This window comes from Kitasatospora sp. NPDC058032, assembly GCF_042885845.1.
Lineage (GTDB): Bacteria > Actinomycetota > Actinomycetes > Streptomycetales > Streptomycetaceae > Kitasatospora.
Window position 1 is genome coordinate 1 of the sequence record NZ_JBHVRK010000004.1, and the last position, 26,482, is coordinate 26,482.

A 26,482-nucleotide genomic window follows, 5' to 3' on the forward strand; every position below is an offset into this window, starting at 1 on the left:
CCCTCACCCGCTACCGCCAGTAGCCAAAACAGGGCCACACAGGGTCACACAGGCAGGGTCACACAGGGCCACACAGGGCTGTGTGGGGCACACAGCCGTGTGTGGCCCTCTGACCTGCCCGTGTGACCCGTGCGGGGCGCACAGCAAGCCCCACACAACCCCCGCCCCACACCCCGAAACCGCGCTTCCCCAGGGTGCTGTGTGCCCCACACGCGCCCATGACGCACCGTCACCGAAACCGTAACGGGAAGGACCGCCGAAATGGCCGTCACGATCAGCGTCACCGTCCTGCTCGCCCTCGCCGCGGCCCTCCTCCTGCGCGCCCGCCGCGTCGGCCTCGGCACCGCCGCCGTCCTGTGGCTGTCCGGCTTCACCACCGCCTCCACCGGCCTCGCCGACCCCGTCAACACCTTCCTCGCCGCCCTCGCCCACATCGCCACCAACCACTGACCCCACCCCCGCACCGACCCGCCGACGGGAGACCCCGATGGACCGCACCACCAGCACGCAGCCGTTCGCCGCCCCGGTGCTCCACGGCCCGGACGGCACCCCCTACTACGCCGCCCCCGTCTCGCTCGCCACACCGCCCGCCCTCTACCACCCCGCCGCCCCCGCGCCGGCCGTCCACCACGGCCCGGCGCTCGCGCCGACCGCCGTCTACCAGCCCGCCCCGGTCACCAACCCGGTTCCGGCGCGGGACCCGTGGCCCGCGCGCTTGCTCGCCGGAGGCGTCGCGCTCGGCGCCGGCGGCCTCGGGATCGGCTACGCGGTGCAGGCCGTCGCGGCGGCGGCCGGGAGCGTCGGCGGGCTCGCCGCGCTCGGTGTCGGCGCCTACGCCCTCGCCAAGACCACCGGCGGCGGTGGTGGCCGGGGCGGCGGGCAGGGCGCCGTGAACGTGCACGTCAACGTCACCAACCGCAACCGATGACCGGAGGAACCGCCATGGCCCGCCTGCGACTGCGCTTCACGCCCTGGCCCCGCCCCGCGATCGAACTCGCCGACACCCCCGACCCGAAGTGCTCCGACTGCGAGGGGCGCGGCGGGTGGGCCGAGGACTACGGCGACGACACCGGCGAGTACGCCGGAACCGAGTGGTGGCATTGCACCTGCTGGGACCCGGACCGCGTCCGGCGCCTGATGCGCGTCCCCGGCTGGATCGCCTTCCGCCTCTTCGGCTGGACCCCGCCCGTCTACTCCGGCGAGCCGCCGTTCTAGCCCCGGCCTGCCCGACCGGCCGTGCCACCTGCCCCCGCCGCAGCCAGCGCCGGGACGCGGGTGGTGCGGGGGACCGGACAGCCCGGACCCTCTGAGCTCTGGAGACGCCCCGTGTTCACCGCCCATCAGACGGCCTCCCAGCGCATCGGGAGCCGCATCCACCAGGCGGACGCCACCGCCTACGACGACAACTCCGCCGCCGGTCACCGGGCGTGGGTCCTGCTCGACGGCATCGGAGACCGCGCGCACACCGCCGCCTGGGTGGGCCCCACCGCCCTCAGGCTCGCCCGTCTGGCGGCCCGCCTCGGCAACCCCGGCGCCGCGATCCGGCAGATCCGGCCCGCCCTCCACGCCGACCGGGCCGACCTGGACCACCCGGAGGGCTGGCCGGCGGACGCCGCCGCGATCGTCGCCGTCCTCACCCCCACCGGCCGCCTGCACATCGCGTGGGCCGGAGACTGCCGCGCCTACCTCGCCGAGCAGGGCCGGGCCCACCTGCTCACCACCGACCACAACAACGCCACCAAGCAGCGCCGCGAGGGCCGCGAACCCGAGCCCGACGCCCACGACTACCTGACGTCCTCGCTGTGCTTCCTCACCGGCGCTGTCGAGGCCGTCACCGTGGGCTTCGGCCCCCGGCCGGGCCTGCGGCGCCTGCTGCTCGCCTCCGACGGCGCCTACCTGCCGCACGAGCACGCCGGCACCCTGCCCCCGCCCTCCCCGGACGGCACCCCCCGACACCGCGACGGGTCCGGCCTCCCCGCGCCCGTGCTCGCCGGCGCCCCCGAAGCCGTCGCCCAGCGCCTCACCGACCTCGCCGTGCGCACCGACCCCGCCGGGGCCGACAACGCCACCGCCATGGTCATTGACCTGCACCCCACCCGCTGACCCAACCGCCGAACAGCCCCGGACAGCACGAAGCCCGCACCAGCCGCCGGATCTTGGCAGAGAGACGGCTGGCGCGCGGCCGTGCATCCCTCAACGAGACGGGAACCAGCATGCCCGACTTCGACCGCTTCACGCTCGCGATCGTGGACGACATCCGCGACCGCGAGCAGGCCAGCGACGGCCACTCCCGCTACGGCGCCTACCTCGCCCAGCACGCCGACGACTTCCACGACGACGGCGAGCCGCTGCCCGCCGCCTGGTTCGCCGTCATGGCCTGGCGGACCGCGACCGCCCCGGTCATGACGCCCGGCTACGTGGCCGCGCGCTCCGACCTGCTCGACCTCGCCCCGGTCATCGACCCGAACGGCACCCTCCACCTGCGCGCCCGCGTCGCCCTGCGCCACCACCACCTCACCCACCGCCCCACCGGCCGGCCCGCGGACTGGGAGCGCAACCCCTGGGAGCGGACCGACGAGCCGTGGCCGCACCTCCTGGCGCCCTACCGCGACAACAGCCCCTCGCTGCTGGTCACCGCCGAGGTCACCATCCCCGTGCCCGCCGGCCACCTCGCCCCGCCGACCAGCGCCCGGCCCGGCCGCACCCTCACCCACGAGGCCAAGCAGGTGGTCACCGCGCTCGCCGCCCTCGCCAACAGCGCGCTCGCCCCGCTGGTGGACGACCTGCTCGGCGGAGCCCGGTGAGCGGGCCGGTCATCGGGTCGCTGTGCACCGGCTACGGCGGTCTGGACATGGCCGTCCAGGCCGTGTTGGGCGGGGAGTTGGCGTGGGTGGCCGACCCCGACCGCAGCGGACGGGGACCGGACCAGTGCGACGTTCGCCCGGGGCAACCCGACCCTGACCGGCGCCCTCCGGCCGGAACGGACTGGGGCCCCTACCGGCCGGCGATCCGCCGGTGGGAAGCGGTCCTCGGACGGCCCGCACCCCGGCCGACCGACGCTGCCGGGCGTCTGAACCCGGTCTTCGTCGAGTGGATGATGGGCCTGCCCGCGGGCCACGTCACCGCCGTCCCCGGTCTGACCCGCACCGCCCAACTCAAGGCCCTGGGCAACGGCGTCCTGCCCGACCAAGCCGCCGCCGCCCTCCACCACCTCCTCCACCGCGCCCAGAGCGGTGCCCCCGAAGCGCTCGGGGAGGCCGCGTGAACGGCCGAACCCCGCCGCTCGGCGACACCACCGGCCTGTGGCAGGCCGTGATCGCCGCAGCCGCCGGACGCTGCCAGTGCCGCGGCACCTGCGGCAAGAAGCACGACAAGGACGGCGGACGCTGCCCGGTCGTCCACGGGGGCTACGCCCGGCACGGCACCGGCCCCGTGGCCCTGCTCGCCGCCCCCGCCGACCCGGACGGTCTGCTGCTGCCCCCGCACCGCGCCGCCGCCCTGCCCAAGCGGGAGTTGGCCGCGTGGTGCCCGGCCTGCCACGACGCCACCCGCCGCCGCGCCCACGCCGCCCGGCAGGCCACCGCCGAGCCGACCGGGCCGGACGCCCTGTTCGACCTCTGACCCACCAGGAGGATCCTGTGTCCATCCAGTCCGTGACCTGTCACGTCGCCGTCTGCGACGTCTGCGGCACCGTGTTCGGCTCCGACCGCGACAGCGGATGCGCCGTCCACGCCACCACCCGCGACGCCGCCGTTGAGGCGGTCCACGCCGACCACGAGTGGCTGGTCACCACCGACGGCCGCGTCATCTGCCTGCTCGGCGACCCGGCCCACCAGGCCGCCCTCGACACGCTGCTGCCGCCCGCCCCCGAGGCCGTGTGCGACGGCCAGACCGCCCTCGACATCTGAACCTCTCCGCTTCGCCCGGGACCGGCCTGATTCGTCGGCCGGTCCCGGGCCCTTGATCGAAGGGATGTGCCGCATGACCGGTAACCCCCTGCTCGCCGCCGCGTTGAGGGCCGCCGGACGCGGCTGGCGGATCTTCCCGCTGGCGCCCGGCTCGAAGTACCCCGCCCTGCACGGGGAGAGCGACTGCCCCCGCACCGGCCCCTGCGCCGACGGCCACCTCGGGTGGGAGCGCCGCGCCACCACCGACCCGCAGGTGATCCACCGGACGTGGTCGCACGCCCCCTACAACGTCGGCCTGGCGTGCGGCCCGTCCAACCTGGTGGTGGTCGACCTCGACATGCCCAAGCACGCCCGCGACACCCCGCCCCAGCAGTGGGCCGGGCAGGGCATCACCGACGGCCGCGACGTGTTCGCCGCGCTCTGCGAGCAGCACAGCCAGCCGTGGCCGCAGACGTTCGAGGTCCGCACCGGACGGGGCGGCGCCCACCTGTACTTCACCGCACCCACCAGCACGGTCCTGCGCAACACGACCGGGGAGAAGGGGCAGGGTCTCGGGTGGAAGGTCGACACCCGCGCCGGCGGCGGCTACGTCGTCGCCCCCGGCAGCACTGTCAACCACCACCCCTACACCGTCGTCCACGACACCCCGCCCGCCCCGCTCCCCGCGTGGCTGCTCGGCCTGCTCACCCCCCGGCCCGCCCCGGCCGGAGTGGTGGTGGACGTAGCGGCGGTGCGCGCGAGGATCGGGCGCCTCGGCGCCTATGTGGAAGCGGCCGTGACCCGGGAGGCGGACAAGGTCCGTGAGACCGGTGAGGGCGGGCGCAACGATCGACTGTTCGCCTCTGCCGCCGCCCTCGGCCGCCTGGTGGCCACCGGCGCGCTGCCCGAGCAGGACGCCACGGACGCACTCCTCGACGCGGGCACCAGGGCCGGTCTGGGTGAGGCGGAGTGCAGGCGCACGATCGCCAACGGCCTGGCCCGGGGCGCCGGTGGCGTGGGGCGGGCCGCGTGAGCAACCGCCTTCCGTCCTGCGCCGAGGAGAAGCGCTTCTCCTCGGGGGATCGCCCGAGGCGGCGGGCCGAGTGAACGCCCCCGTCCCGCCGTCGCAGTCGCTGTTCACCGACGGGTGGGAGGACACCGTCCCGGACGTGTTCACCGCCGAGGTGCCGGTGTGGGAGGAGCCGATCCCGCTCGGCAAGGCCCGCGCCCTGCCCACGTTCCCCACGGACGCGCTGCCCGGGTGGCTCGGCGCCATGGTCGACGCCGTCGCGGAGGAGACCCAGACCCCCGCCGACCTCGCCGGCGGCATGGCGCTCGCGGCTCTGTCCACAGCCTGTGGAGGGCGGGCCGTGGTGTCCGTGCGCGGGCGCTGGCGCGAGCCGGTGAACCTCTACCTGGTCACCGCGCTGCCGCCCGGCAACCGCAAGTCGGCCGTCGTCGCCCTGATGAGCGCGCCCGTCCTCGCGGTGGAGAAGGCCCTGGTGGAGCGGGCGGTCGCCCGGATCGCCGAGGCGGAGGTGACCGCCAAGCTCGCCCGCGCCGCCGCCGAGAAGGCCGCCCACAAGGCCGCCAACGCGGACCCGGACCAGCAGGACCGGCTGACCGCCGAGGCGATCAGTCTGGCCCAGGCCGCCGAGCAGACCACGGTCCCGGTCCGGCCCCAGCTCATCGCCCAGGACGTCACCGCCGAGAACGCCGCGACCCTGCTTGCCGAGCAGGGCGGGCGCCTGGCGCTGATGTCCGCCGAGGGCGGTGGCGTCTTCGACATCATCGCCGGCCGCTACAGCGGCAAGCCCAACATGGACGTCTTCCTCCAGGGCCACGCCGGGGACATGCTCCGCGTCAACCGGCAGGGCCGCGAGGCCCAGTTCATCGAAGCGCCCGCGCTCACCATGGGCCTGGCCATCCAGCCCTCCGTGCTGGAGGACATCGCCAAGGTCCAGGGCTTCGACGGCCGCGGCCTGCTCGCCCGCTTCCTCTACGCCGTCCCCGAGTCCCTGGTCGGCTACCGCAACCTGGAGCCGGACACCGTCCCGGACCAGGTCGCGGACGACTACGCCGAGAGGATCCGCACCCTCACCCTGGCCATGGCCGAGTGGACGGACCCCGCCGTTCTCACCCTCAGCCCCGAGGCCGCCGCCGTCATGCTCGAACACCGCCGCGACATCGAGCACAAGCAGCGCCGCGGCGGCGTCCTGCGCCCGATCACCGAGTGGGCCAGCAAGCTCGACGGCGCCGTCGCCCGCATCGCCGGCCTGCTCCACCTCGCCGACCACCCCCACGACGGCTACACCAAGCCCATCAGCGCCGACACCCTCACCGCCGCCGCCCGCATCGGCGCCTACTACACCGCCCACGCCCTCACCGTCTTGCGTCGCGCGCTCTCCTGCTGGGCGTTCAACTTCGCCGAGCACCTGGCCGAGCCGCCTGAGGAGATCAGTTCCGCCCTGACCTGGGTGACCAAGAAGTCCATCCCGCTGGACCAGTTGGAGGACTCCGAGAACGTCCGCCTCGGCCTAGAGGCCATCGCCCGGCTGATGGACGGGAGCGTCGCCGCGGACACCACGCTCACCCGGAAGCGGATGGTGTTCAACAACGCCCTGCGGTACGCGGTCGAGCGTCGGCGCCTGCCCAGCAACCCGCTCCAGTTCGTCGACTGGACGCCGCCCGCCACGAGCGACGAGATCGACTTCCGGTGGGTGCCCAGCCCTGGGCAGGGCCGCGCGCTGCTGGAGGCCGCCGGGCAGGTCTCGGCCCGGGGAAAGCACCTGCGGGCGTTCTACGGGTGCATCTTGTACGCCGCCACGAGGCCGGCCGAGGCGACGAACCTGCGGCTCGTCGACTGCACCCTGCCGGACAGTGGGTGGGGCGAGCTGGTGCTCGGCAGCAGCTCGCCCCGGGTCGGGTCGCGTTGGACGAACGACGGTCAGTCGCACGAGGAGCGCGGCCTCAAGCGGCGGGCCCGGAACGCCACCCGGGAGGTGCCGATCCCACCTGTGCTGGTCCAGTTGCTCCGGGAGCACATCGACGCGTACGGGGTGACGCCGGACGGCCGGCTGTTCCGGGCAGCGCGTGGCGGGCGGCTGCTGACCAAAGAGACCTCAGCCGTCTGGAAGCGGGCCCGGGAGATCGCCCTCTCCCCGAGGGAAGTGAAGACCAAGCTCGCCGAGGTGCCGTACTCCTGCCGGCACACCGCTGTCTCCGGCTGGCTGGCGGCCGGGGTGGACCAGACCGAGGTGGCCCGGCGGGCGGGGCACAGCGTGGCGGTCCTGCTCCGGTTCTACGCGAAGGTCATCAACGGGCGGCAGGAGCGCGCGAATGGCCTGATCGAGCGGTTCCTCGACGGCGAGGAGCCCTCCTCGTAGGGCCCGGATCCGTTCCACAGGTGTTCCACACAGGGTGGTCCGGAGGGGCATCCGGGTGGGACAGCCCGGGACGGGATCGAAAAGGGCGGGTATCGGCCTGAAGTCGATACCCGCCCTGATCTGGGCGTTCTCCAACAGCGGAGAGCGTGGGATTCGAACCCACGGTACGGGGTCACCGCACGACAGTTTTCAAGACTGTTCCCTTAGGCCGCTCGGGCAGCTCTCCAGGCGGAGGTCAGCCTAACGGGTCCGGCGGGGTTCGGTGCACAGGGTTTCCGGGGCGGGTCGGGGGTCAGTTGTCGCCGACGCGGCTGCCGAGGGTGACCTTGGTGGTGGCGGTCTGGCCGTTGCGGGTGTACTCGACGTCCACGGTCTCGCCCGGCTTGTGCGTCCAGATCTTGCTGACCAGGGCGGGGCCGTTCTCGATCGGGCTGCCGCCGAGCTTGGTGATGACGTCGCCCGGCTTGAGGCCGGCCTGGTCGGCGGCGCCGCCCGGGGTGACGGCCGGCTGGCCCTGGACGTCGCGGGTCTGGATCTGCGCGCCGTCGCCCTTGTAGTCGTCGTTGCGCAGGACGTCGAGCTTGGCGTAGACCGGCTTGCCGGTCTTGATCAGGGTGTCGGCCACCCACTTGGCCTGGTTGATCGGGATCGCGAAGCCGAGGCCGATGGAGCCGGCCCGGCCGTTGCTGGAGGCGTTGGACTGGATCGCCGAGTTGATGCCGATCACGCCGCCGGCGGAGTCCAGCAGCGGGCCGCCGGAGTTGCCGGGGTTGATGGAGGCGTCGGTCTGCAGCGCGTTCATGTAGGAGGCCTGCGCGCCGGTCTCGTCGCCGGAGGCGACCGGGCGGTCCTTGGCACTGACGATGCCGGTGGTGACGGTGGACTCCAGGCCGTACGGGGCACCGATGGCGATGGTGGAGTCGCCGACGTTGACCTTGTCGGAGTCGGCCAGCGGAAGCGGCGTCAGCTTCTCCTTGGGCGGGTTGTCGAGCTTGATGACGGCGACGTCGTAGCCCTCGGCGCGGCCCAGCACGGAGGCGCCGTAGGAGCTGCCGTCGGCGAACTTGACGGTCAGCTTGCCGCCGCTGGAGGCGGGCGCGACCACGTGGTTGTTGGTGAGGATGTGGCCCTCGGTGTCGAAGACGAAGCCGGTGCCGGTGCCGGACTCGCCGTTGCCCTGGGCCTTGATGGTGACGACGCTGGGCAGCGCCTTCTGCGCGATGCCGGCGACCGAGCCCGGGGCGGGCTCGTTCTTCTGGGTGTTGTTGGCCTGGACGGTGGTGGAGCTGCGGTCGGCCTTGGCGCTCACCGATTTGCCGTCGCGGTCGGCGACGGACACGCCGACCGCGCCGCCGGCCACGCCGGCCACCAGGGCGACGGCCGCGACCAGGGCGATCAGGCCGCCGCGCTTCTTGCGCGGGCCGCCGGGGACCGGCGCGCCGGGGTACTCGCCCGGGTAGCCGAGCGGGCCGCCGGGACCACCGGGGGCCCCGGGCGCGCCCGGGGTGATGTCGTGGGCGGTGCCCCAGCCGCCGAGCGGCTGGCCGGCGCCGAACGGGTGGTGGTGCTGGCCGGTCGCGCCAGGGGCCTGCGGGGCGCCTGGGGCGGCGAACGGGTCGTGCGCGACGGGCGCCGGGGGCACCGGCGTGCCCGGGGCCGGGGTGGCGTACGGGTTGTCGCCGTACGGGGCGGGGGCCTGCGCGGCCGGGGCCGCGGGGGCGGCGGGCGGCAGGACCGGCGGCGGCGCGTCCAGGTACCCGGGCTCGGCGGCCGGGGCCGGCGCGGCGGGTGCCTCCGGGGCGCCGACCTTGCCGAACGCCAGCGTGGGCGTGAACCCGCCGGAGCCCCCCTCGGCGGGCGGCTGGGGCGGCTGGTCGACTGCGGGCGTCGGTGCAGAAGCGGGGGCGGGGCCGGCCGCAGACGGCAACGCCGGACCGTCAGAAGCGGAACCCACCACCCCCTGGCCGCCGGAGGGCTGCTCCCCCTGCGGCCCGGTGGACCCAACCTCGCGCTCGGTGCTCACGGACGACCTCCATAGCTGACAGGACCAACAACCATAGTTTTTCGCACACCCGATTCGATTGCCGTAAGGACCCTTCTGAAGAACTCATAAGAATCCTTAGCCGGGCCAGACGGCCGCCGAAGCGCCGTACCCGACACGACCCGTCTTGGCGTTCCCCCCGACGGCGACTAGCCTGTCGCTCCGAACTGACACGCGGGAGCTTGGACCGACCAGGCTGAGAGTGCGCCGGTCGACCGTACGCCACGGAGCTCGTGGGCGGCTGTCGAGGGGGCGCAGACCGCCGGAACCTGTCCGGGTAATGCCGGCGTAGGGAGAAATCGGCCATGCCGTCCGCTTCGTCATCCTCGTCCTCCGGCGCGCCCGCGTCCCGGAACGTCCCCCCGCCGCAGGACGCCGCGGGCACCGCTCCCGGTTCCCCCGACGGGGACACCGCGCGGACGGCCACCGCCGTCCTGGAGCCCCCGGCCCGCACCGAGGCGCCGCTGGTGCTGGACACCGAGCCGCCCCGCACGCTCGGCTTCCGCGACCACTTCGCGCTCTGGATGAACCTCGGCGTCTCGCTGATCGGCTTCACCACCGCCGCGACCGTGCTCGGCGCCGAGGGCGAGGAGCTGTCGCTGGCCGCCGCGGTGACCGCGATCGTGGCCGGCACCGTGGTCGGCACCGCGATGCTCGGTGTGGCCGCGCTGATCGGCGCGCGGACCGGCGCGCCCGCCATGGCGAACCTGCGCGGCCTGTTCGGCACCCGGCTGTCCTACGTGCCGACGGTGCTCAACATCGTCCAGTGCATCGGCTGGGGCGTCTACGAGCTGCTGACGATCGCGCTCGGCGCGCAGACCGTGACCGGCACCGAGGGCTACCGCTGGGTCTTCGTGGTGCTGGCCGGCGCGCTGACCACCGCGCTGACCATCTGGCCGCTCGGCGCCATCGCGGTGCTGCGCCGCTTCGTCGCCGCCGCGGTGGCGGTCGCGATGGTGTACTTCACCGTCCAGCTCGGCCGGCACGGCGTGCCGGACCCGGGTGCCGGCAACTGGCACGGCTTCCTGCGGGCGACGGACTCGATGATCGCGGTGTCGATCTCCTTCGTACCGCTCGCCGCCGACTACACCCGGCACTCGCGCACCCCGCGCTCGGCGTTCTGGGGCAGCTTCTCCGGCTACACGATGGCGCAGGTCTGGTGCTACGTGCTCGGGCTGATGGCGCTGCTGCAGGCGGACGGGAACCCGGAGCGGATCTTCGACTCCTTCCTGGGCGTCTGGGCCGGCTGGCTGTTCCTGCTGGTGCTGGTGCTGCGCGAGACCGACCAGTCCTTCGCCAACGTCTACTCGACCGCGATGTCGATCCACAACCTGCTGCCGAAGGTCGACCGCCGGGTGCTGACGGGCGGCACCGGTGTGCTGATCACCGTGCTCGCGCTGCAGATCACCGCGTTCACCGACTCCTACTACGCCTTCCTGGGGCTGATCGGCTCGGTCTTCGTGCCGATGTTCGCGGTGCTGGCGGTCGACTACTTCCTCGGCGCCGGGCGGCGCGGCTGGGACCTCTCCGCCGACGCGCCGTCCCGCTGGCTGATGCTGCTGCCGTGGGCGCTGGGCTTCGCCACCTACCAGCTGATCGCGCCGACCGCGGTGGCCGGCTGGTGGACGGACCTCTGGACCTCCGCGCAGGAGGCGCTGCACTTCACCCCGCAGGAGTGGACCTCGGCCTCGCTGTTCGGCTTCCTGGTGCCGGCCCTGGCCACCTGGGCGCTCACCCCGCTCACCCGGGCCCGCGGCGCCGTCGCGCGCTGACCCGCTCCGCGGGCGCCGAGGCGGAGGCGGACACGGAGGCGAAGACGGCCCCCCCGGGTTGGGACCGTCTTCGCCTCCGCTTCACTTGCGCGGCCTATCGTGTACGGCGTGACCAGCCCTGATGTCTCGCCCGTGACGGCCCGCACCGCACCGCCCGTCCAGGTGATCGCCCACCGCGGTTCCTCGTACGCCCTTCCCGAGCACACCCTCGCCGCCTACCGCCAGGCGCTCACCGAGGGGGCGGACGCCCTGGAGTGCGACGTGCGGGTGACCGCCGACGGGCAGCTGGTCTGCGTGCACGACCGGCGGATCGGCCGGGTCTCGGACGGCCGGGGCACGGTGTCCGCGATGACCCTGGCCGAGCTGGAGGCGCACGACTTCGGCGCCTGGAAGACCGGCCGGCCGAGCGAGGACCCGGAGCTGCGCGGGGTGCTGCGGCTGGAGAGCCTGCTGGAGCTGGTGGTGGACTGCGGGCGTCCGGTGGACCTCGCGATCGAGACCAAGCACCCGGTGCGGTTCCGCGGCCGGGTGGAGTCCGAGCTGCTGCGGGTGCTGGACCGGTTCGGGATCGGCGGCGCGGGCGGTGGCGGTGGCGCGGGCGGTGGCGGCGCGGGCGGCCACGGCGTCAACGCCCGGATCATGAGCTTCTCCTCGCTCGCGCTGGCCCGGGTGGCGGCGGCCGCGCCGCAGTACCCGCGGGTGTTCCTGTTCGAGCGCGGCCTGGTGCTGCGCGGACGGCTGCGCCCGGGCGCGCCGCTGCCGGGCGGGGCGCGGATCGCCGGTCCCGGCATCGAGCTGGTGCGGGCCCGGCCGGGGTTGGTGACCAGGCTGCGCGAGCTGGGCCACCAGGTGCACGTGTGGACCGTGGACGAGCCGGCCGACGTCGAGCTCTGCCTGGAGCTCGGGGTGTCGGCGATCATCACCAACCGCCCGGCGGAGGTCCTGGCCCAGCTCGGCCGCTGAGCCCGGACACCGGAGCCGTCGCCCGGAGCCGTCGCCGGACCCGCCGGCAGACCCGGTGGTAATCGCGGGGTACGTGGTACCGCTGTGGTGAACCGTTCAACCACCATCGGCCGTTGATCGGCTTGGTAGGGACTCAAACCTTTCGGCGACGATTTCTGCCGCAATTCATACAGTTTCACGACGCAGGGTGAGCGTCGAATCACCTCTCGCGCACCGACGGTGGACGGCCGTCAAATGTGCGCGAGGGATCGCCGCACGGTCGTTTCCGACGTATTGCCAAGGGGCATCCATCCCTCGGCATACGCTGAAGGAGGTCCGGGGGTGGCGTTGATGGTGGCGCGTGAAGTGCCGACTTCATCGACCATGGCAGTGCCGCACGGCCCAGCGAGTGTCGGGGTCGCACGGCGCCGGCTGCGTCGAGATCTGGGAGACCGCGAGATACCGGAACCGGTCATTGATGATGCGGTTCTGATCCTTTCCGAACTTTTGAGCAACGCTTGTCGCTACGCCCGACCGTTGGGCCCGCTGCCCGCGCTCGGCCGGGGCGCCCGCTCCGGGGCCGTCGAACCGCTGTTGGTCGGCGGACCGGCCCGGACCGGCGGGAGCAGCAAGCAGGCCGCCGCGGCGGGCGAGGCCGGCGAGGACGCCGGCGGCGTCCTGGTGCGCTGGCAGATGCACGCCGACGGCGTGCTCACCCTGGAGGTCACCGACGGCGGGGCGCAGACCCGGCCGTCGCCGTCCAGCCCCTCGCTGACCTCGCACGGCGGCCGCGGGCTGAGCATCGTGGACCAGCTGGCCAGCGACTGGGGCGTGCGCGACGCCCCCGGCGAGGTGACCGTGTGGGCGGCGCTGCCGGCCCGCGCCCGGCACGCCCGGCGGACCGGCGGCGGACACCACGCCGACGGACACCACGGTGGTGGGCAGCACGGCGGTGGGCACCACGGCGGTGGGCACCACGGCAACGGCCGCCACACCGGCTGACCGGCCGCGCACCGGACCGGCGGGCGCGGGCCGGGCTGCCCGCGCCCCGGCGCACGCCACGCGCCCGGGGAACGTCAGTAGGCTGCCGGGAGCACAACACCACCGTTCCCGGGAGAGCCGCACCATGGGCAAGAAGGCCGCCAAGAAGGCGCCGCAGCGCACCCAGTCCACCCCTGCCGTCACGGGCGAGATCCCCGTGGTCGGAGCCCGCGAGGACTGCCCCTGCGGCTCGGGCCGCCGCTACAAGGCCTGCCACGGCCGCGAGGCCTCGCACGCCGTCCAGGAGCTGGTGCACCGCCCGTTCGAGGGCCTGCCGGGCGAGGCGGACTGGGTGGCGCTGCGCGAGCTGGTGCCCGCCGCCACCGTGCCGCTGACGCTGGCCGCCGGGGTGGCCGGGGACGCCGCCGGCGAGGTGCCGTCGGTCACCCTGGCCACCGTGCTGCCGCTGGCCTGGCCCGCGCTGCGCCGCCAGGACGGCTCGATCCTGCTGGGCCTGCAGACCCAGTCGTCCTCCGGCGACCTGAGCCGTGACCTCGCGGACGCCCTGGAGCTGGCGCTGGCCACCGAGCCGGGCACCCCGGTGCCGGCCCGCCGGACCGTGCCGGGCGGCCGCCGCCTGCAGGACCTGCTGGACGGCGCCGCCGCCTTCGAGCCGACCGTGCACACCGGTTTCGAGTTCTGGCTGGAGGACGCCGAGACCGCCACCGGCGAGGTGGCCGCCTCGCTGGAGCGCGCCAACGCCTCGGCGATCCCCACCGAGAAGCTCGCCGGCGTCGACGCCGCCTACTGGTGCGGCACCCCGGACAAGAACCACCTGCGCTGGGTGATGACCGTCCCGGAGGAGCAGCTGCTGGACGCGCTGGCCCGGCTGACCGCCGCCGAGCAGTCCGCGATCGGCCCGGACACCCGCCTGGTCGGCTCCTTCCGGGCGCACGGCCTGACCGTGCCGGTCTGGGACCTGCCGATCGAGATGACCGCGGCCGACTGCGAGAAGCCGGCCGCGGAGTTCGCCGAGCGCCTCGCCGCGACGCTCGCCGACCCGGCCCCGCTCACCGCCGACGAGCGGCGGGCCCGGGCGAACCTGGTGAACCGTCAGGTCACCCTGAACTAAAGGCGGGACGCAACGCCGGGACACACCCGGCGGATCGGCGTGATACGCGTCACATTGTCGCCCGCAACCCGCAATTTCCGGGCTGCGAGGGCGTCTTGGAAATTGGCGCGGGCGCGGATCCTTGTTACTGTCTAAAGAGTCCGGTCGCTGGTGCATCCCCCGTCGCCAGCGGCCGGATCTTTTGTTTTCCGAACGCCCCACGCCGGGGCCGGTCGGCCGTGCCCGATCAGTACGCCGACGACGGATCGTCAGTATGCCGAGCGGCCGCTGTCCAGTTGGACCGCCGCCGCCACCAACTCGCCCAGCAGCGGCTCGACCTGCGGCAGCCAGACCTCGCCGTCGGCACCCCGGCCGGGCGGCAGCACCCAGCGCACCCGGTCGCCGTCCCCGCCGCCGGGCGGCAGCGGCAGGAAGCCGCCGACCCCGTGGTAGCGCAACGATCCGGGCACCCAGGGGAGTTGGACGAGCATCTCGCCGAGCGCGTCCAGCGAGTAGGGGGCGACCAGCATCGCGTAGCGGCCGGGCATCGCCAGCACCGGGCCGAGCCGCAGCCGCAGCGCCGCCAGGTAGGCGAGCGCGCGGGCACCGGCCGCCGCCGGGAGGCTGACCGCGCAGACCGTCCGCCCGGTCGCCACCAGCACCGGGGCGTCCGGGCAGCGCCGCTCCCACCACCAGCGCACCATCCGGGCGTCGGTGGTGGCCGCGAGCAGCGGCGGGTCGTGCGGGTGGGCGCCCGGCACCGGGCAGTCCGGGTCGCCGCAGGAGCAGTGTCCGTCGGCGAGCAGGACGGTGCCGGGGACGACGGGCCAGCGGTGCCCGCCGGCGGCCGTCAGGGCCCCGGCCAGCCGGGCCGCCCGGGCCGCCGACCGGCCCCTCGGGTCGTCGCGCAGTGGGTTGTCACGCATTGGCACCCGTTCCTTTCCGTGACCGCTCGGTGGCTCCGCCCGCGGTCGCCGGACCGGCCGCCGCCGCGCGTCCGGGGACGCCGGACCGGCCCGCGAAACCGGACGGAGGGAACCGGCCGGGAGCCGGGTCGGAACGGACCGGGGGCCGGGCCGGGGCCGGGCTGCGGGCGGGGCGTACGGCGGAACGGACGGCGGTGCGACAACGGCGCGGGCCTGGAGCACGCGGTGGAGCACGATGTGAAAGGGCCGTGGAATAGAACAGCCCTTGGAACGAGAATCCCGTATGCGACCGGATGGACGCCGCCCGGCCGCGGTTGGTTCCACCGTACGAGTGAGTCGCTTCCGGCCGACCCGGCCGGCCGGCGCCAGGGGCATACGATCCGGACGGCCGCCGGTGCCGTCCCCCCGGTTCTGCCCGTTCGCCGACCGCTCCATGCCCGACGGGCGGCCGGGGCACCGTGTCCCGCCGGACTGCGGCGCAGTCGACCGGCGCGCGCCGAACGGAACGCGCCCCCGGCCGGGCCGCTCCGGCGCGGAACGGGCCATCTGCCTTGTCATGGCTCTGGACATGCCCCGAATGGCCTGTGTAGAAGTGGTGGCATTGCTGTCGATCAATGACGAGTAGTAGCGAATCGAGGCGAAACGCGCCCTTTTGGCCGTGCTCGCTCCTAACGGCCGTACCTGGGGGTTCCGCATGATCCGCGTGACACGCACCACCGCGTCAGGAGTGGCGGCATGACCGAGTCCCACCCACCGTCGACGTCCTCCGAGCCGGCCGAGCCCGGCGGCACCAGCGGGCTCTCCGTGCTCGATCCGCCGGGCTTCCACGAGCCGGCCGCGCCCGCCGGACAGTCCGCCGGCCGGCCGGACGGGCCGCAGCAGGGACAGCCGGACGGCGCAGCGCCCGGTGAGCTGCCGGGCGGCGGCGAGGGCGCGAGCCGCGCCGCGGGCGCCCCCGGCGCATCCGACGGCGCACGGCCCGCCGCCTCCGCCACCCGCGTGCAGGACCGTTTGGCCGGACGCCTGTCCGATTTCACCAGCCTGCACGAGCACACCGCGCGGCTCGCCCGCGCCCGCGGCCTGTCCGCCGCCCTGGACGCGGTGCTCGCCTCCGGCGCCGCGCTGCTCGGCGCCGGCCGCGCCCTGCTGGTCACCGCGCTGCCCGGCGGCGGCCCCAGCCAGCCGGTCGGCCTCGGACTGGACCGCGCCAGCCTCGGCGCGCTGGAGACCGTCCCGACCGACCAGAGCCTGCTCGCCCGGCTGCTGCGCGAGCACGACCGGCCCGTCGAGCTGCAGTCGCACGACCTCGCCGGCGATCCCGCGATCGGCGCCCGGCTGCGCGAACTGGCCGGCCACCTCGGCCTCGGTGGCTGCTACGGCCTGCCGCTCGCCACCGAGGAGGACGGCCCGCTGGCCGCCGTGCTCTGGTTCTACGACCGGCCCGCCGCCCCGACCGAGCGCCAGCGCGAACTGGCCCGCCGCTACTGCGAGGTGGCCGCCCCGCTGCTGGCCAAGCAGCTCGACGCGGAGAAGGTCCGGCGCACCACCGAGGCGCTGCGCCGCGGCCTGCTGCCCGACCACCTCCCCCAGCCGGCCGGCCTGCGGCTGGCCGCCCGGCTCGTCCCGGCCGGCCTGGACCGCTCCTGCGGCAGCGACTGGTACGACGCCATCCCGCTGCCGGACGGCACGGTCGGCCTCACCGTCGGCTCGGTGTCCGGCGACGGCCCGGGCGCCGGACCGGGCTCCGCCCCCGGCGCGGCCGCCGCGATGGGCCGGGTGCGGGCCGCGCTGCGGGCGTACGCGGTGCTGGAGGGCGAGGACCCGGTGTCCGTCCTGGGCGACCTCGAACTGCTGCTGAAGACCACCGAGCCGGCCCGCACCGCGACCGCCGTCTACGCCTGGGTGGAGCCGGAGGGACGGCGGGTCACCCTGGCCGGGGCCGGACACTGCCCGCCGGTGCTGGTCACCCGGTACGGCGCCGAGTTCGTGGAGACCTCGCTCTCCGCGCCGCTGGGCGTGCTCTCCTGCTGGGAGGCGCCCGGCGTCGAGTTCACCGCCGAGCGCGGCGACACGCTGCTGCTCTGCACCGAGGGACTGGCCCGCCGCTTCGGCCCGACCCTGCACGCCGGGCAGGCCAATCTGCGCCGGGCCGCCGCCGACGCCCCGCGCGACGTGCGGATCGACCCCGACCGGCTCTGTGCCCACCTGGTGGCGGTCGCGGCGGAGCAGGAGGCGGCCGGCGCCGGGGGCGTCCCGGCCAACGACGACCTGACGCTGCTCGCCGCGCGCTTCGAGTAGCCCGGCCCGGCCGGTTCGAACGGACCCGGCGAAGGCCCGAACGGGTGAGCGGCCGGGCGTCCGTACCATGGACGCACGGCCGCCCACCTGTGTCGCGATCCGACACGCCCCGGGCGGCACCACGCGCAAGGAGGCGACGTACGTGACCGAGGACCGCACCCCCGCGGTGGCCGAGAACCCCGAGGCCGTCGGCGGCGACGAGGAGCCGCAGCAGTACAAGGGCCGCAAGAACGGCCTCTACTCCAAGGTCTCCGACGAGCTGGCCGCCTCGATGAAGTCCGGCTGGGCCGACACCGAGCTGCACGGCCTGGCCCCGGTCCCGCAGGCCCCGTACGCCGCCGAGCGCCGCGCCAAGCTGTCCGCCGCCTTCCCCGGCGAGCGTCTGGTCGTCCCGGCGGGCACCCTCAAGGTCCGCTCCAACGACTGCGACTACGCCTTCCGCGCCGCCAGCGAGTACGTGCACCTCACCGGTGACCAGACCGAGGACGCCGTCCTGGTCGCCGAGCCCGCCGGCGACACCGGCCACACCTTCCACCTCTACCTGCTGCCCCGCTCCGACCGCGAGAACGGCGAGTTCTGGCTCGACGGCTACGGCGAGCTGTGGGTCGGCCGCCGGCACAGCCTCACCGAGCAGGAGCAGCTGCTCGGCCTGCCGGTCCGCGACGTCCGCAAGGCCGCCGACGAGCTGGCCGAGCGCGCCGCGGACGGCGTGCCGACCCGGATCGTGCGCGGCTACGACGCCGGCCTGGAGGCCGCGCTCGACGCCGCCCTGGACGCCGGCAAGGACGCCGAGTTCAAGGAGTTCCTGAGCGGCCTGCGGCTGGTCAAGGACGAGTGGGAGATCGGCGAGCTGCGCGCCGCCTGCGCCGCCACCGTCAAGGGCTTCACCGACTGCGTGCGCGAGCTCGGCCAGGCCGTCGCCACCTCCGAGCGCTGGATCGAGGGCACCTTCTGGCGCCGCGCCCGGGTCGAGGGCAACGACGTCGGCTACGGCTCGATCTGCGCCGCCGGCCCGCACGCCACCACCCTGCACTGGGTGCGCAACGACGGCGAGGTCCGCCCCGGCGAGCTGCTGCTGCTCGACGCCGGCGTGGAGACCAGCACCCTCTACACCGCCGACGTCACCCGCACCCTGCCGATCAACGGCCGCTTCGACGAGCTGCAGCGGAAGATCTACGACGCGGTGCACGACGCGCAGGAGGCCGGCATCGCGGCCGTGAAGCCGGGCGCCCGGTTCCGCGACTTCCACGACGCCTCGCAGCGGGTGCTCGCCGAGCGACTGCTCGCCTGGGGCCTGCTGGACGGCTCGGTGTACGACGTGGAGAAGGTCCTGGAACTGGGCCTGCAGCGCCGCTGGACCCTGCACGGCACCGGCCACATGCTCGGCCTGGACGTCCACGACTGCGCCCACTCGCGCACCGAGGAGCACGTCGACGCGCTGCTGGTGCCCGGCATGGTGCTCACCGTCGAGCCCGGCCTCTACTTCCAGCAGGACGACCTGACCGTCCCGGAGGAGTACCGCGGCATCGGCGTCCGGATCGAGGACGACATCCTGGTCACCGCCGACGGCAACGAGAACCTCTCGGCCGGCCTGCCGCGCCGCGCCGAGGACGTCGAGGCGTGGATGGCCTCGCTGGCCTGAGCCGGCGGGCACCGCGCCCGAGCCGCCGGCGGTCCGGCCCCCGAGCAGTGGGGGCCGGACCGCCGGCGGCGTCTTCAGGGGAGGGGCGCGGTGAGGAGGTTGAACCCCGGGTAGACCACGACCGGTGCGGCGTCCTGGCCGTCCCCCTTGGCCCCCAGCAGCACGGCGAAGTCGTTCATGCCCTCGGGCCGCCAGTCGTCCGGCACGCTGAACTGGAACGTGAAGGCCGTCGACTCGCGCGGCTTCACCAGCCGCTCCAGCAGGGTGGTGTCGACCATCAGCTGTCCGTTCCCGTCCAGCGCGGCCGGCAGGGTGCGCAACCCCTCGATGCCGGAGCCGTACCGGGCCTGGACCACGATCTTGGCCGCGTCCTTCCCGTTCAGCCGGACGGTCGGGACCACCGAGGCCAGCGGCGCCGCCCCCGGATTGCGGACGGTCATCGTGACCACGCCGAGCGCCGTCTTCTCGACGTTGATCGCCGGTGCCTTCCGGGCGCTGGCGGGGGCCCTGCTCAGCCGCAGCGCCGTCAGCGTCGACGCCTCCTCGGCCCGCTTCGCGGTCGGCAGCACGGCCAGGGCCTGGAGCAACAGCGTCCCCTCCGCGCTGTCGATCGCCGGGTCCAGCCGGTAGCGGACCGTTTGGACGGCCCCCGGGGCCAGCGCGAACGCCACCGGATCGCCCGAGGTCAGGTAGGCGCCCGTCGCCTCGGTCAGCGGGACCTCCGTCCAGGTGCCGCCCGCGTCCTCGCGCTGCAGCCGGCCGCGCACCGTGCGGTCGGTGCCGACCGGGTCGGCGAGCGCCCGGACCGCCACCACCGGCGCCACCGCCTCGTAGGACTCCTGGGTGGTGTTGCGCCAGCTCACCGAGAAGGTCACCAGCTCGCCGCCGGCGATCGCCTCCGCCCCCGCCAGGCCGTCGAAGCTCACCTCGATGCCCTGGGACGGGCGGGCCACCCCGGTACCGGCCGTGCCCGGAGCGGGCGCGGCCCCGGACGGTGCCCCGGGTGCCGCGTCTGACTGCTCCGGGGAGCGCGCCGACCCGCCGCCCGTCCCGCCCCCGCCGCCGGCGGTCCCGCCCCGGCCCGGGGCGGACCCCTGCCCCGCGGCGGGGTCCGGGGAGTCCTGCGGGGAGCCCCCGGGCGGCGCCCCGGCCGGGACGCCGAGCGCGTCGGAGGGCTGCGCGGTCGGCGACAGCGGGTCCGTGCCCCCGGACGGGTCCGGGCTGGCGCTCATCGTCGCCGCCGGGGCGTCGCCGCGCCGGTCGGCGAGCGTGTCGGTGGGGATGGTGAGCACGCCGATGAGCGTCGCCGCGGCCAGCCCCATCAGCGGCAGGCCCATCAGGTAGGCGGGCCGGCGCCGCATCCGGGGCCCCTTCGGCGGGTCGGCCGGACGCAGGTCCTGGGTGGTGATCCGGGCGGCGCGGGCCGCCATCGCCTCCCGGAGCAGACACTCCACCGGGGAGTCGCCGCCGGGACCGGTACCGCGGCCGGCGCCGTTCTCCCCGCCGGCCCCGCCGCCGCGCTCCGCGCCCACCGTGGGGCGCCGGTAGTCGCTCATCGGGCGTTCTCCAGCTTCTTCTCCAGGGCGTCCAGGGCCCGACTCGCGGTGGACTTCACCGTGCCGCGGGACACCGCGAGGATCTCCGCGATCTCCGACTCCGACAGGTCGGACCAGTAGCGCAGCACCAGGACCTCGCGCTGGCGCGGGGTCAGCTCCTGCATGGCCACCAGCACCCGGCGGTGCTCGTCGTTCAGGACGGCGTGGTCCTCCGCCGACGGCGCGTCCGCCTCGTGGGGCGGTACGTACTCGCGGGCGGTGCGGCGGCGGCGCAGCACCGACCGGGCGCCGTTGACCACGGCGGTGCGCAGATAGGCCAGCGCGTTGTCCAGATCGTCCAGCTGCTCTCCGTGCCGCTGGTAGAGCTTGGCGAAAGCTTCCTGCACGACGTCCTCGGCCTGGTCCTGATGGTCGACCAGCAGCACCGCGAGGCGGACCAGGCTGAGCCGGTGGGTGAGATAGAGGTCGGTCAGCGTCGGCCCGGCCTCGCGGGAGCGGCCGCCGCCGGGCAGCAGGCGGAACCCGGCGCGGCGCCGGCCGGCCGACTGCGCGGCGACCGGCACGTCGAGCACCTCGCCCGGGTCCTGCACCTCCCGGGCGCCGAACAGCAGCGTCACCAGCCCACGCAGGGTGGCCCCGCGCCCCTGGGCGGCCCGTGAGGCCGGCCCGATGGCCATGGACATCCGTCTTCGCTTTCCCCCCGACGGCGGTCCGGTTCCACCCCGGTGCGTCAGGACATCGTCATCGGTCGCCCCGGCCCGTCCGGGCCCGGTCGGATCGTCGTCGGCGAGCGGCCGGCCGTCAGGAGGACAGGCGCACGTGCGCCCTGCGGGTCGGCAGGGCCTGGCCGTCGACACTGTGACCGACCGTCAGGTCGATGCCCATCCAGGCCAGCCATCCGGTCGGCACGGCGATCCGGAAGCGGTAGACGGCGCTCTCCCCCGGGCCGAGCACCCGGGAGAGCCCGGCGGTGTCCAGCGGGACCGGGCCCCCGGCGCCCGCGGTGGCCTGGAGGCGGCGCCACTCGCCGTCCACCAGCACCTCGGTGATCAGGGCCTCCGGCCCCGGGCCCTGTCCGGTGGCCTGGGTGCGCGGGTCGGGCACCGCCAGGGCGGGTGCGACGGTGTGGCTGGCGAAGCCGTCCACATTGGTCAGTTCCACCCGCACCTCGGAGGGGACCCGGCCCATCGCCGCGTCCGTCGGCCTGGTCACCGACAGCTGGACCGGCTGGGCCACCGTCACCTGCAACCGGGCCTCCGTACCGCCGACCCGCACCGCCCTGGCGCCGCGGCCGATCCAGCCCTCGGCCGAGATCGGCAGCCGGCCCGCCATGCCGCCGGAGGCCAGGGTCAGCCGGTAGCGGACCGTCCGGCGTTCCCCGGGGTCGAGCGCGAAGGTGCCCTGCTGGGGGCCGGTGCCCACGCCGACCTGGTCCAGCTTGACCTCGCGCCACTCGTCGAGGTCCTTGCGGTCCAGCATGCCCTTGGCCGTCGTACCCGGGCGGGCGACGGCGGCCGGGTAGTCGTACGGGAGCACCCGCACCACCGGGACGACCTCGTCGTAGCGCATCGGGGTGGTGTTGGTCCAGGTCACCTCGAAGTCGACGTAGCTGCCGTCGGCGCGGGCCTCCCAGGTGCCGCCGAGCGGGCGGATCGCGACGTCGACCTGCTCGCCGACCGCGAGGGGCGGCACCTCCGGCCAGACCGGGGAGCCGCCGGGCTTGGGCAGCGCCCCGCCGGCCGGGGCGGACGGGGTGGCGGACGGCGTGGAGGACGGGCCCGGAGTGGCCGTGAGGACCGTCGTGGCGTCGGCCGGGAGTCCGTCCGCGTACCCGGCCGGGACCAGCACCGGTGCGAACACCGGTGCGGACCCCTCGGCCACCGGCGCGGCCAGCGCCGACCTCATCGAGGCCCCCGACGGCGCCACCCCCGTCGGCACCGGACCCGTCGGCACCGGGCCCGTCGCGACCGCTCCGGCCGGCAGCACCTCCACCGGAACCGGCCGCACCGCCCGGACCGGGCCGGCGCCCGCGCCGCTCTCGGCGGGGAGCAGCGCGTAACCGGCCGCCCCGGCGACGACGGCCGCCAGCGGAACGGTCCTGACGAGACGCCGGACAGTGGACGGGCGCATGGTGGGTTCCCCGTGGTAGTCGGACTCTGCCTCTGCGGCGAGGCCCGGCACCGGCGCGGTGGTGACCCGCGCCGGATCGGCCCTCACCCTCTCAGACGTCCGAGTCCCGGCGAGGTTGCAGGGTGTTCGAAGAAAATTTCGTACTGTCCGGAACGACCGTACGACCTCCGTGGCGCGGCCGTCCCGCCGTGGCTACGCCTGCTCGCCGGTACGCCGGGCCGCGTTGGCGAGCATGGCGTCGTGCAGCCACCGCGCCAGACCCGGGGCGAGGTCCTCGTAGACCTGCGTGAAGCGCGGGTCGGCGACGTACATCCCGGCGATGCCGCGGTGGATCTCGAAGGTGCAGTCGTAGAAGTTCCGGCAGATGTGCTGCCGGTGCTCCTCGGCGAGGTCGGTGGCCCGGCCGCCGTCGGCGGGCTCGCCGGCGGTGAAGGCCTCCACCAGACGGGCGTTGAGCCCGTCCGTCTCGACCTTGATCCGCTCCCAGTCGGCCTTGTCGTACCCGCCGGTGCGGCGCTGGGACTCCGTCCAGGCCGCGGTGTCGCCCCAGCGCTGCTCGGCCTCGGTCTCCCACTCCTCGCGGTAGTTCTCGCCGAAGAGCTCGAACTTCTCCTCCGGGGTCAGCTGGATCCCCATCTTCTCTGCCTCCATGGCGTGTTCGACGGCCGCGGCCAGTTTCTGGAGATGGGCGATGCGGTCGGTCAGCAACCGGTGCTGGCGCCGCAGGTGCTCGCTCGGACTCACCGAGTCGTCGTCCAGGACGGCCGCGATCTCCTCCAGGGAGAACCCGAGTTCGCGGTAGAACAGGATCCGCTGCAGCCGTCCGAGGTCGGCCTCGTCGTACCGGCGGTAGCCGGCCCGCGTGCGGCCCCGGGGGGACAGCAGGCCGATCTCGTCGTAGTGGTGCAGGGTGCGGACGGTCACCTTGGCGATCCTCGCCACGGCACCGACCGGGTACCCGTCCCCGGTGTCCATCCGGGTCCTCCCTCCGTGCTGACCACGACCCTCCCGCCTCCCGTTGCGTGAGGGTCAAGCCGGTTCCGGCGCGGATCAGGCCGCGGCCGGCTCGCGGTCGGTGCGCCGCCGTGCGCCGGCCTGCCGGGCGACCCGCCGGGACCCGTCACCGCCCCGGCCCCGCTGCCGGGTGGGCCAGAGCAGCACGTACCCGGCCGAGACCACCACGAAGGCGAGCCGGACGAAGCCGCGCGCCGGGTCGGACGGCAGGAACAGCGTGCCGCCGTACAGGGCGACCAGCGCGATCCAGCTCCACCACGGCACCAGCCGCCGCTGCCCGACCGTGTCCCAGAGCAGCGTGCCGAGCAGGACCGACGCGGAGTAGTACGTGTAGACGCTCGGGTCGAGCAGGATCCGGGCGTCCGCGCCCAGCAGGACGACGGCCGGCCAGCGTCCGCGCCAGACCGCCAGGCTGCCCAGCCCCAGGCCGAGCGCGAACTGCGCCGGGCGGTCCCACCACGGCGTCGCCGGATCGGTCACCCCGAACCAGCGCAGCGCCGAGGCGGGCTGGTTGGGGATGGTGAACTTCGCGGCCGCCATGGTGTTCAGGTCGCCCAGGTAGAACGGCAGCCAAGCGACGGCGACGAGTCCGACGAACCAGAGCGCCGTCCGCGGCCATCCGGCCCGGGGCAGCGCGAGGATCAGCGGGGCGAACGCCAGCGCCCACGGCTTGGAGTCCACCGCCAGCGCCAGGTGGACGCCGACCAGGGCGGCCCGGCCGCGGCTGACCTCGTACGCGGCGAGGGTGGTGAAGAACAGCGCCAGCACGTCGTCCAGGTGCGCGAAGCGGACGGACACCTCGACCCACATCGGGATGAACGCCAGGCCGGCGATCAGCAGCCGCTGCTGGAGCCGGCGGTGGTTGGTGCCGGTGCCCAGGTAGTGGCGGGCGGCGGTGCGGCCGACCAGGACCAGCATCGCCAGGCCCAGGCCGGACATCACCGCCTCGGCCAGCAGTTGGCCGGTGTGCGGCGGGAACGGGTCGAAGAGCCGGGCCACCGCCAGGCTGACCGGTCCGATCTGCAGCTCGGGGTGGTCGGCGTAGAGCGCCAGGCCGCCGTCCGGACGGTCGCTGAAGAGCAGTTCCTCGCCCTGGCGCAGGTAGTGCCAGGAGAAGCCGCCGCTCGGCTCGACCAGCAGGAACCAGAGGACCGTCCAGGCGAGCAGCAGCACATGGTGTCTGCGGACCGGCAGGCCCGCGATCCGGCCGGTGGCGGCCTCGTGGTCCCTCTCGACGCGCGCCGCGCGCCTCGACCGTCCCGGCCCTGCCGAGCGCTCCGCGCCCCGTCCCCGCACCCCGTTACCTCGCCTGCCGTGTCGGCCCCCCGGGCCCGTCCCTCGGAGGCCCCAGGGGGCTCATCCTAGGCACGGCCGGGGCGGCGGACGGAACCGCCCGTGCCCCCGGTGGGCCGGGGACACGGGCGGCTGCGGTGTGACGCGCCGGCCGGGCTCAGCCCTGCTGGGCGGCGCGGCGGCGGCGGAGCACCACCAGGGTGCCGACACCGGCCGCGAGGACGGCGCCGCCGGCGATCGCGATGCCGGTGGTGTTGTCACCGCCACCGGTGGTGGCCAGGGCCTTGTCCGCGTTGGCCCGCGCCTTGACGACGGCCTCCGGGGTGATCGGCAGCGGCGCGATGGCCGGGACCTTCACCGGGAAGTCGATCGGCTGCCGGCCGCCGGTCTCCTCGTCGTCCGGGGTGCCCCCGGGAGCGGGGGTCGCCGGGGCGGTGCCGGCGGGGGCGCTCGGCGAGCCGCTCGCACTGGCGCCGCCCGTCGCGCTGGGCGAAGCGCTCGGCGACGCGCTCGACGAAGCACTCGGCGAAGCGCTGCCCGACGGCGTCGTCGTCGCGCTCGGCGTGGCACTCGGCGTGGTGGTGGCGGTCGCGGTCGCCGACGGCGTCGCCGTGGCGGACGGCTCGGTGGTCGCCGACGGGCTGGTGCTCGTGCTCGGCGTGGCCGTGGCACTCGGGCTGCCGGTCGCCGTCGCGGTGGCGGACGGCGTACCGGTCGCCGACGGCGAGGTGGTGGCCGACGGGCTGCCGGTCGGCTTCACGGTCGGACTCGCGCTCGGGCTGGTCGGCTTGGTGGTCGTCGGCGCCACGGTCGGGCTCGGCTTGCCGCCGCCCCCGGCCACGATCTTGAACCGCTCGCCGCGGATGCCGTCGCAGCTGAACTCGCCCTCCCCCGTCGGCTTGTTGCCCTCCGACCTTGCGGCGAAGACCACCGGGACGACGCCGGCCGTGCCGAGCGGCGCGTCCTTGCCGACCGAGACCCGCACGGTGACGGTGAGGCTGCTGCCCTTGTTGACCGCGAGCAGCGAGTTCTCGAAGTCGGGTACATGCCCGTCGATGAGCTTGGCGAGCAGGAACAGCACGCCGTCGTCGTCGGTCTCGCCGCCGCCCGGCGCGGGCTTGGCCGGCAGCCAGGTCTTGGACTTGTCCAGCCCGTCGGGCAGTTGGAACTCGACCTTGAGGTCCTCCGCCCGCAGCGTGCCCTTGGCGTTCTTGAACTTGAGCAGCGGGTAGTAGACGAAGTCGTGCTTGGTGTTGTTGTCGACGGTGAAGTTGAACAGCTTGCTGTCGCCGCCGGCGACGAAGGTCCGCGGCACCCCATCCAGGGACAGGTCGAGCGAGCGGGCACTCGCCTTGTCGGCCTGCGGTGCGGCGGCGGGCGACGAACCGGTGGTGGCGGCGGCCACCGCGCCCTGGGCACCGGTCAGGGCCATCGAGGCGGCGAGCGCGGCGGCGGCGGCCAGGGCGAGACTGCGAGGTATGGAGAGGGACAAGGGAAACCTCA

24 protein-coding genes, 1 tRNA gene and 1 riboswitch are annotated in these 26,482 nt (G+C 74.8%); of the genes, 16 read left to right on the plus strand and 9 right to left on the minus strand.

The window, feature by feature from the left end; genetic code table 11:
• The first annotated feature begins 261 nt into the window (after positions 1–261).
• From ACFVUH_RS07780 to ACFVUH_RS07825, 10 genes are all read left to right on the plus strand, one after another.
• Positions 262–450: a hypothetical protein gene (locus tag ACFVUH_RS07780; protein WP_387911829.1), complete on the plus strand. Its 189-nt coding sequence runs from the start codon at positions 262–264 to the stop codon at positions 448–450.
• Positions 451–487: 37 nt separating this feature from the next.
• The gene (locus ACFVUH_RS07785) at positions 488–928 is read left to right on the plus strand and encodes a hypothetical protein (RefSeq protein WP_387911831.1); all 441 of its coding nucleotides are present in this window, start codon (positions 488–490) and stop codon (positions 926–928) included.
• 14 nt (positions 929–942) lie between these two features.
• Positions 943–1,215: a hypothetical protein gene (locus tag ACFVUH_RS07790; protein ID WP_387911832.1), complete on the plus strand. Its 273-nt coding sequence runs from the start codon at positions 943–945 to the stop codon at positions 1,213–1,215.
• A gap of 111 nt (positions 1,216–1,326) precedes the next feature.
• Positions 1,327–2,103, plus strand: coding sequence for a mucin-2 (locus tag ACFVUH_RS07795; RefSeq protein ID WP_387911834.1), 777 nt, complete (start codon positions 1,327–1,329; stop codon positions 2,101–2,103).
• Between the two features lie 110 nt (positions 2,104–2,213).
• Positions 2,214–2,804 carry a hypothetical protein gene (locus ACFVUH_RS07800; protein ID WP_387911835.1) on the plus strand — a complete coding sequence of 197 codons (591 nt, stop codon included), beginning with the start codon at positions 2,214–2,216 and terminating at the stop codon, positions 2,802–2,804.
• A complete protein-coding gene (locus tag ACFVUH_RS07805) occupies positions 2,801–3,265 on the plus strand; it encodes a hypothetical protein (protein WP_387911836.1) in 465 nt (154 codons plus the stop codon). The genes ACFVUH_RS07800 and ACFVUH_RS07805 overlap by 4 nt, the downstream gene beginning before the upstream one ends.
• Complete coding sequence (locus tag ACFVUH_RS07810; protein WP_387911837.1) at positions 3,262–3,621, plus strand: hypothetical protein; 360 nt, start codon at positions 3,262–3,264, stop codon at positions 3,619–3,621. Before ACFVUH_RS07805 ends, ACFVUH_RS07810 begins: the two co-directional genes overlap by 4 nt.
• Positions 3,622–3,638: 17 nt before the next feature.
• Positions 3,639–3,908 carry a hypothetical protein gene (locus tag ACFVUH_RS07815; protein ID WP_387911838.1) on the plus strand — a complete coding sequence of 90 codons (270 nt, stop codon included), beginning with the start codon at positions 3,639–3,641 and terminating at the stop codon, positions 3,906–3,908.
• Positions 3,909–3,981: 73 nt separating this feature from the next.
• The gene (locus ACFVUH_RS07820; RefSeq protein WP_387911840.1) at positions 3,982–4,920 is read left to right on the plus strand and encodes a bifunctional DNA primase/polymerase; all 939 of its coding nucleotides are present in this window, start codon (positions 3,982–3,984) and stop codon (positions 4,918–4,920) included.
• A gap of 70 nt (positions 4,921–4,990) precedes the next feature.
• Complete coding sequence (locus tag ACFVUH_RS07825; RefSeq protein ID WP_387911842.1) at positions 4,991–7,273, plus strand: DUF3987 domain-containing protein; 2,283 nt, start codon at positions 4,991–4,993, stop codon at positions 7,271–7,273.
• Positions 7,274–7,411: 138 nt separating this feature from the next.
• On the opposite strand, the gene ACFVUH_RS07830 is transcribed toward ACFVUH_RS07825, so the two are convergent.
• Both ACFVUH_RS07830 and ACFVUH_RS07835 read right to left on the minus strand, forming a co-directional pair.
• A tRNA-Ser gene (locus ACFVUH_RS07830) sits at positions 7,412–7,499 on the minus strand.
• Between the two features lie 66 nt (positions 7,500–7,565).
• Positions 7,566–9,296, minus strand: a complete 1,731-nt coding sequence (locus ACFVUH_RS07835) for a S1C family serine protease (RefSeq protein WP_387911844.1) — start codon at positions 9,294–9,296, stop codon at positions 7,566–7,568.
• A gap of 182 nt (positions 9,297–9,478) precedes the next feature.
• Positions 9,479–9,626: riboswitch (TPP riboswitch) on the plus strand.
• Here ACFVUH_RS07835 and ACFVUH_RS07840 point away from each other — a divergent pair.
• The 4 genes from ACFVUH_RS07840 to ACFVUH_RS07855 all read left to right on the plus strand — a co-directional run bounded on the left by ACFVUH_RS07840 (position 9,620) and on the right by ACFVUH_RS07855 (position 14,141).
• Positions 9,620–11,086 carry a purine-cytosine permease family protein gene (locus tag ACFVUH_RS07840; protein WP_387911846.1) on the plus strand — a complete coding sequence of 489 codons (1,467 nt, stop codon included), beginning with the start codon at positions 9,620–9,622 and terminating at the stop codon, positions 11,084–11,086. It overlaps the preceding riboswitch by 7 nt.
• Before the next feature lie 132 nt (positions 11,087–11,218).
• Positions 11,219–12,049 carry a glycerophosphodiester phosphodiesterase family protein gene (locus ACFVUH_RS07845; RefSeq protein WP_387912313.1) on the plus strand — a complete coding sequence of 277 codons (831 nt, stop codon included), beginning with the start codon at positions 11,219–11,221 and terminating at the stop codon, positions 12,047–12,049.
• A 516-nt stretch (positions 12,050–12,565) separates the two neighbouring features.
• Positions 12,566–13,030: a hypothetical protein gene (locus tag ACFVUH_RS07850; protein ID WP_387911848.1), complete on the plus strand. Its 465-nt coding sequence runs from the start codon at positions 12,566–12,568 to the stop codon at positions 13,028–13,030.
• 124 nt (positions 13,031–13,154) lie between these two features.
• On the plus strand, positions 13,155–14,141 hold the full coding sequence (locus ACFVUH_RS07855; protein WP_387911849.1) for a DUF5926 family protein: 987 nt from the start codon (positions 13,155–13,157) through the stop codon (positions 14,139–14,141).
• Between the two features lie 248 nt (positions 14,142–14,389).
• Here the strand turns inward: ACFVUH_RS07855 and ACFVUH_RS07860 are convergent, their stop codons facing one another.
• Complete coding sequence (locus tag ACFVUH_RS07860) at positions 14,390–15,046, minus strand: bifunctional DNA primase/polymerase (protein ID WP_387911851.1); 657 nt, start codon at positions 15,044–15,046, stop codon at positions 14,390–14,392.
• A 735-nt stretch (positions 15,047–15,781) separates the two neighbouring features.
• On the opposite strand from ACFVUH_RS07860, the gene ACFVUH_RS07865 reads away from it, so the two are divergent.
• Positions 15,782–17,344: a PP2C family protein-serine/threonine phosphatase gene (locus ACFVUH_RS07865; protein ID WP_387911853.1), complete on the plus strand. Its 1,563-nt coding sequence runs from the start codon at positions 15,782–15,784 to the stop codon at positions 17,342–17,344.
• A gap of 142 nt (positions 17,345–17,486) precedes the next feature.
• Positions 17,487–18,986 carry an aminopeptidase P family protein gene (locus ACFVUH_RS07870; RefSeq protein WP_355360760.1) on the plus strand — a complete coding sequence of 500 codons (1,500 nt, stop codon included), beginning with the start codon at positions 17,487–17,489 and terminating at the stop codon, positions 18,984–18,986.
• 74 nt (positions 18,987–19,060) lie between these two features.
• Here the strand turns inward: ACFVUH_RS07870 and ACFVUH_RS07875 are convergent, their stop codons facing one another.
• The 6 genes from ACFVUH_RS07875 to ACFVUH_RS07900 all read right to left on the minus strand — a co-directional run bounded on the left by ACFVUH_RS07875 (position 19,061) and on the right by ACFVUH_RS07900 (position 26,471).
• Entirely contained in the window at positions 19,061–20,542 is a 1,482-nt protein-coding gene (locus ACFVUH_RS07875; RefSeq protein WP_387911855.1) for a hypothetical protein, read from the minus strand.
• The gene (locus ACFVUH_RS07880; protein WP_355360766.1) at positions 20,539–21,225 is read right to left on the minus strand and encodes a SigE family RNA polymerase sigma factor; all 687 of its coding nucleotides are present in this window, start codon (positions 21,223–21,225) and stop codon (positions 20,539–20,541) included. Before ACFVUH_RS07880 ends, ACFVUH_RS07875 begins: the two co-directional genes overlap by 4 nt.
• 118 nt (positions 21,226–21,343) lie before the next feature.
• Complete coding sequence (locus ACFVUH_RS07885) at positions 21,344–22,672, minus strand: hypothetical protein (protein WP_387911857.1); 1,329 nt, start codon at positions 22,670–22,672, stop codon at positions 21,344–21,346.
• 192 nt (positions 22,673–22,864) lie between these two features.
• A complete protein-coding gene (locus tag ACFVUH_RS07890) occupies positions 22,865–23,647 on the minus strand; it encodes a MerR family transcriptional regulator (RefSeq protein ID WP_387911859.1) in 783 nt (260 codons plus the stop codon).
• Between the two features lie 75 nt (positions 23,648–23,722).
• On the minus strand, positions 23,723–24,880 hold the full coding sequence (locus ACFVUH_RS07895) for a hypothetical protein (RefSeq protein WP_387912314.1): 1,158 nt from the start codon (positions 24,878–24,880) through the stop codon (positions 23,723–23,725).
• A 256-nt stretch (positions 24,881–25,136) separates the two neighbouring features.
• A complete protein-coding gene (locus ACFVUH_RS07900; RefSeq protein WP_387911861.1) occupies positions 25,137–26,471 on the minus strand; it encodes an LPXTG cell wall anchor domain-containing protein in 1,335 nt (444 codons plus the stop codon).
• Positions 26,472–26,482 lie beyond the last annotated feature (11 nt).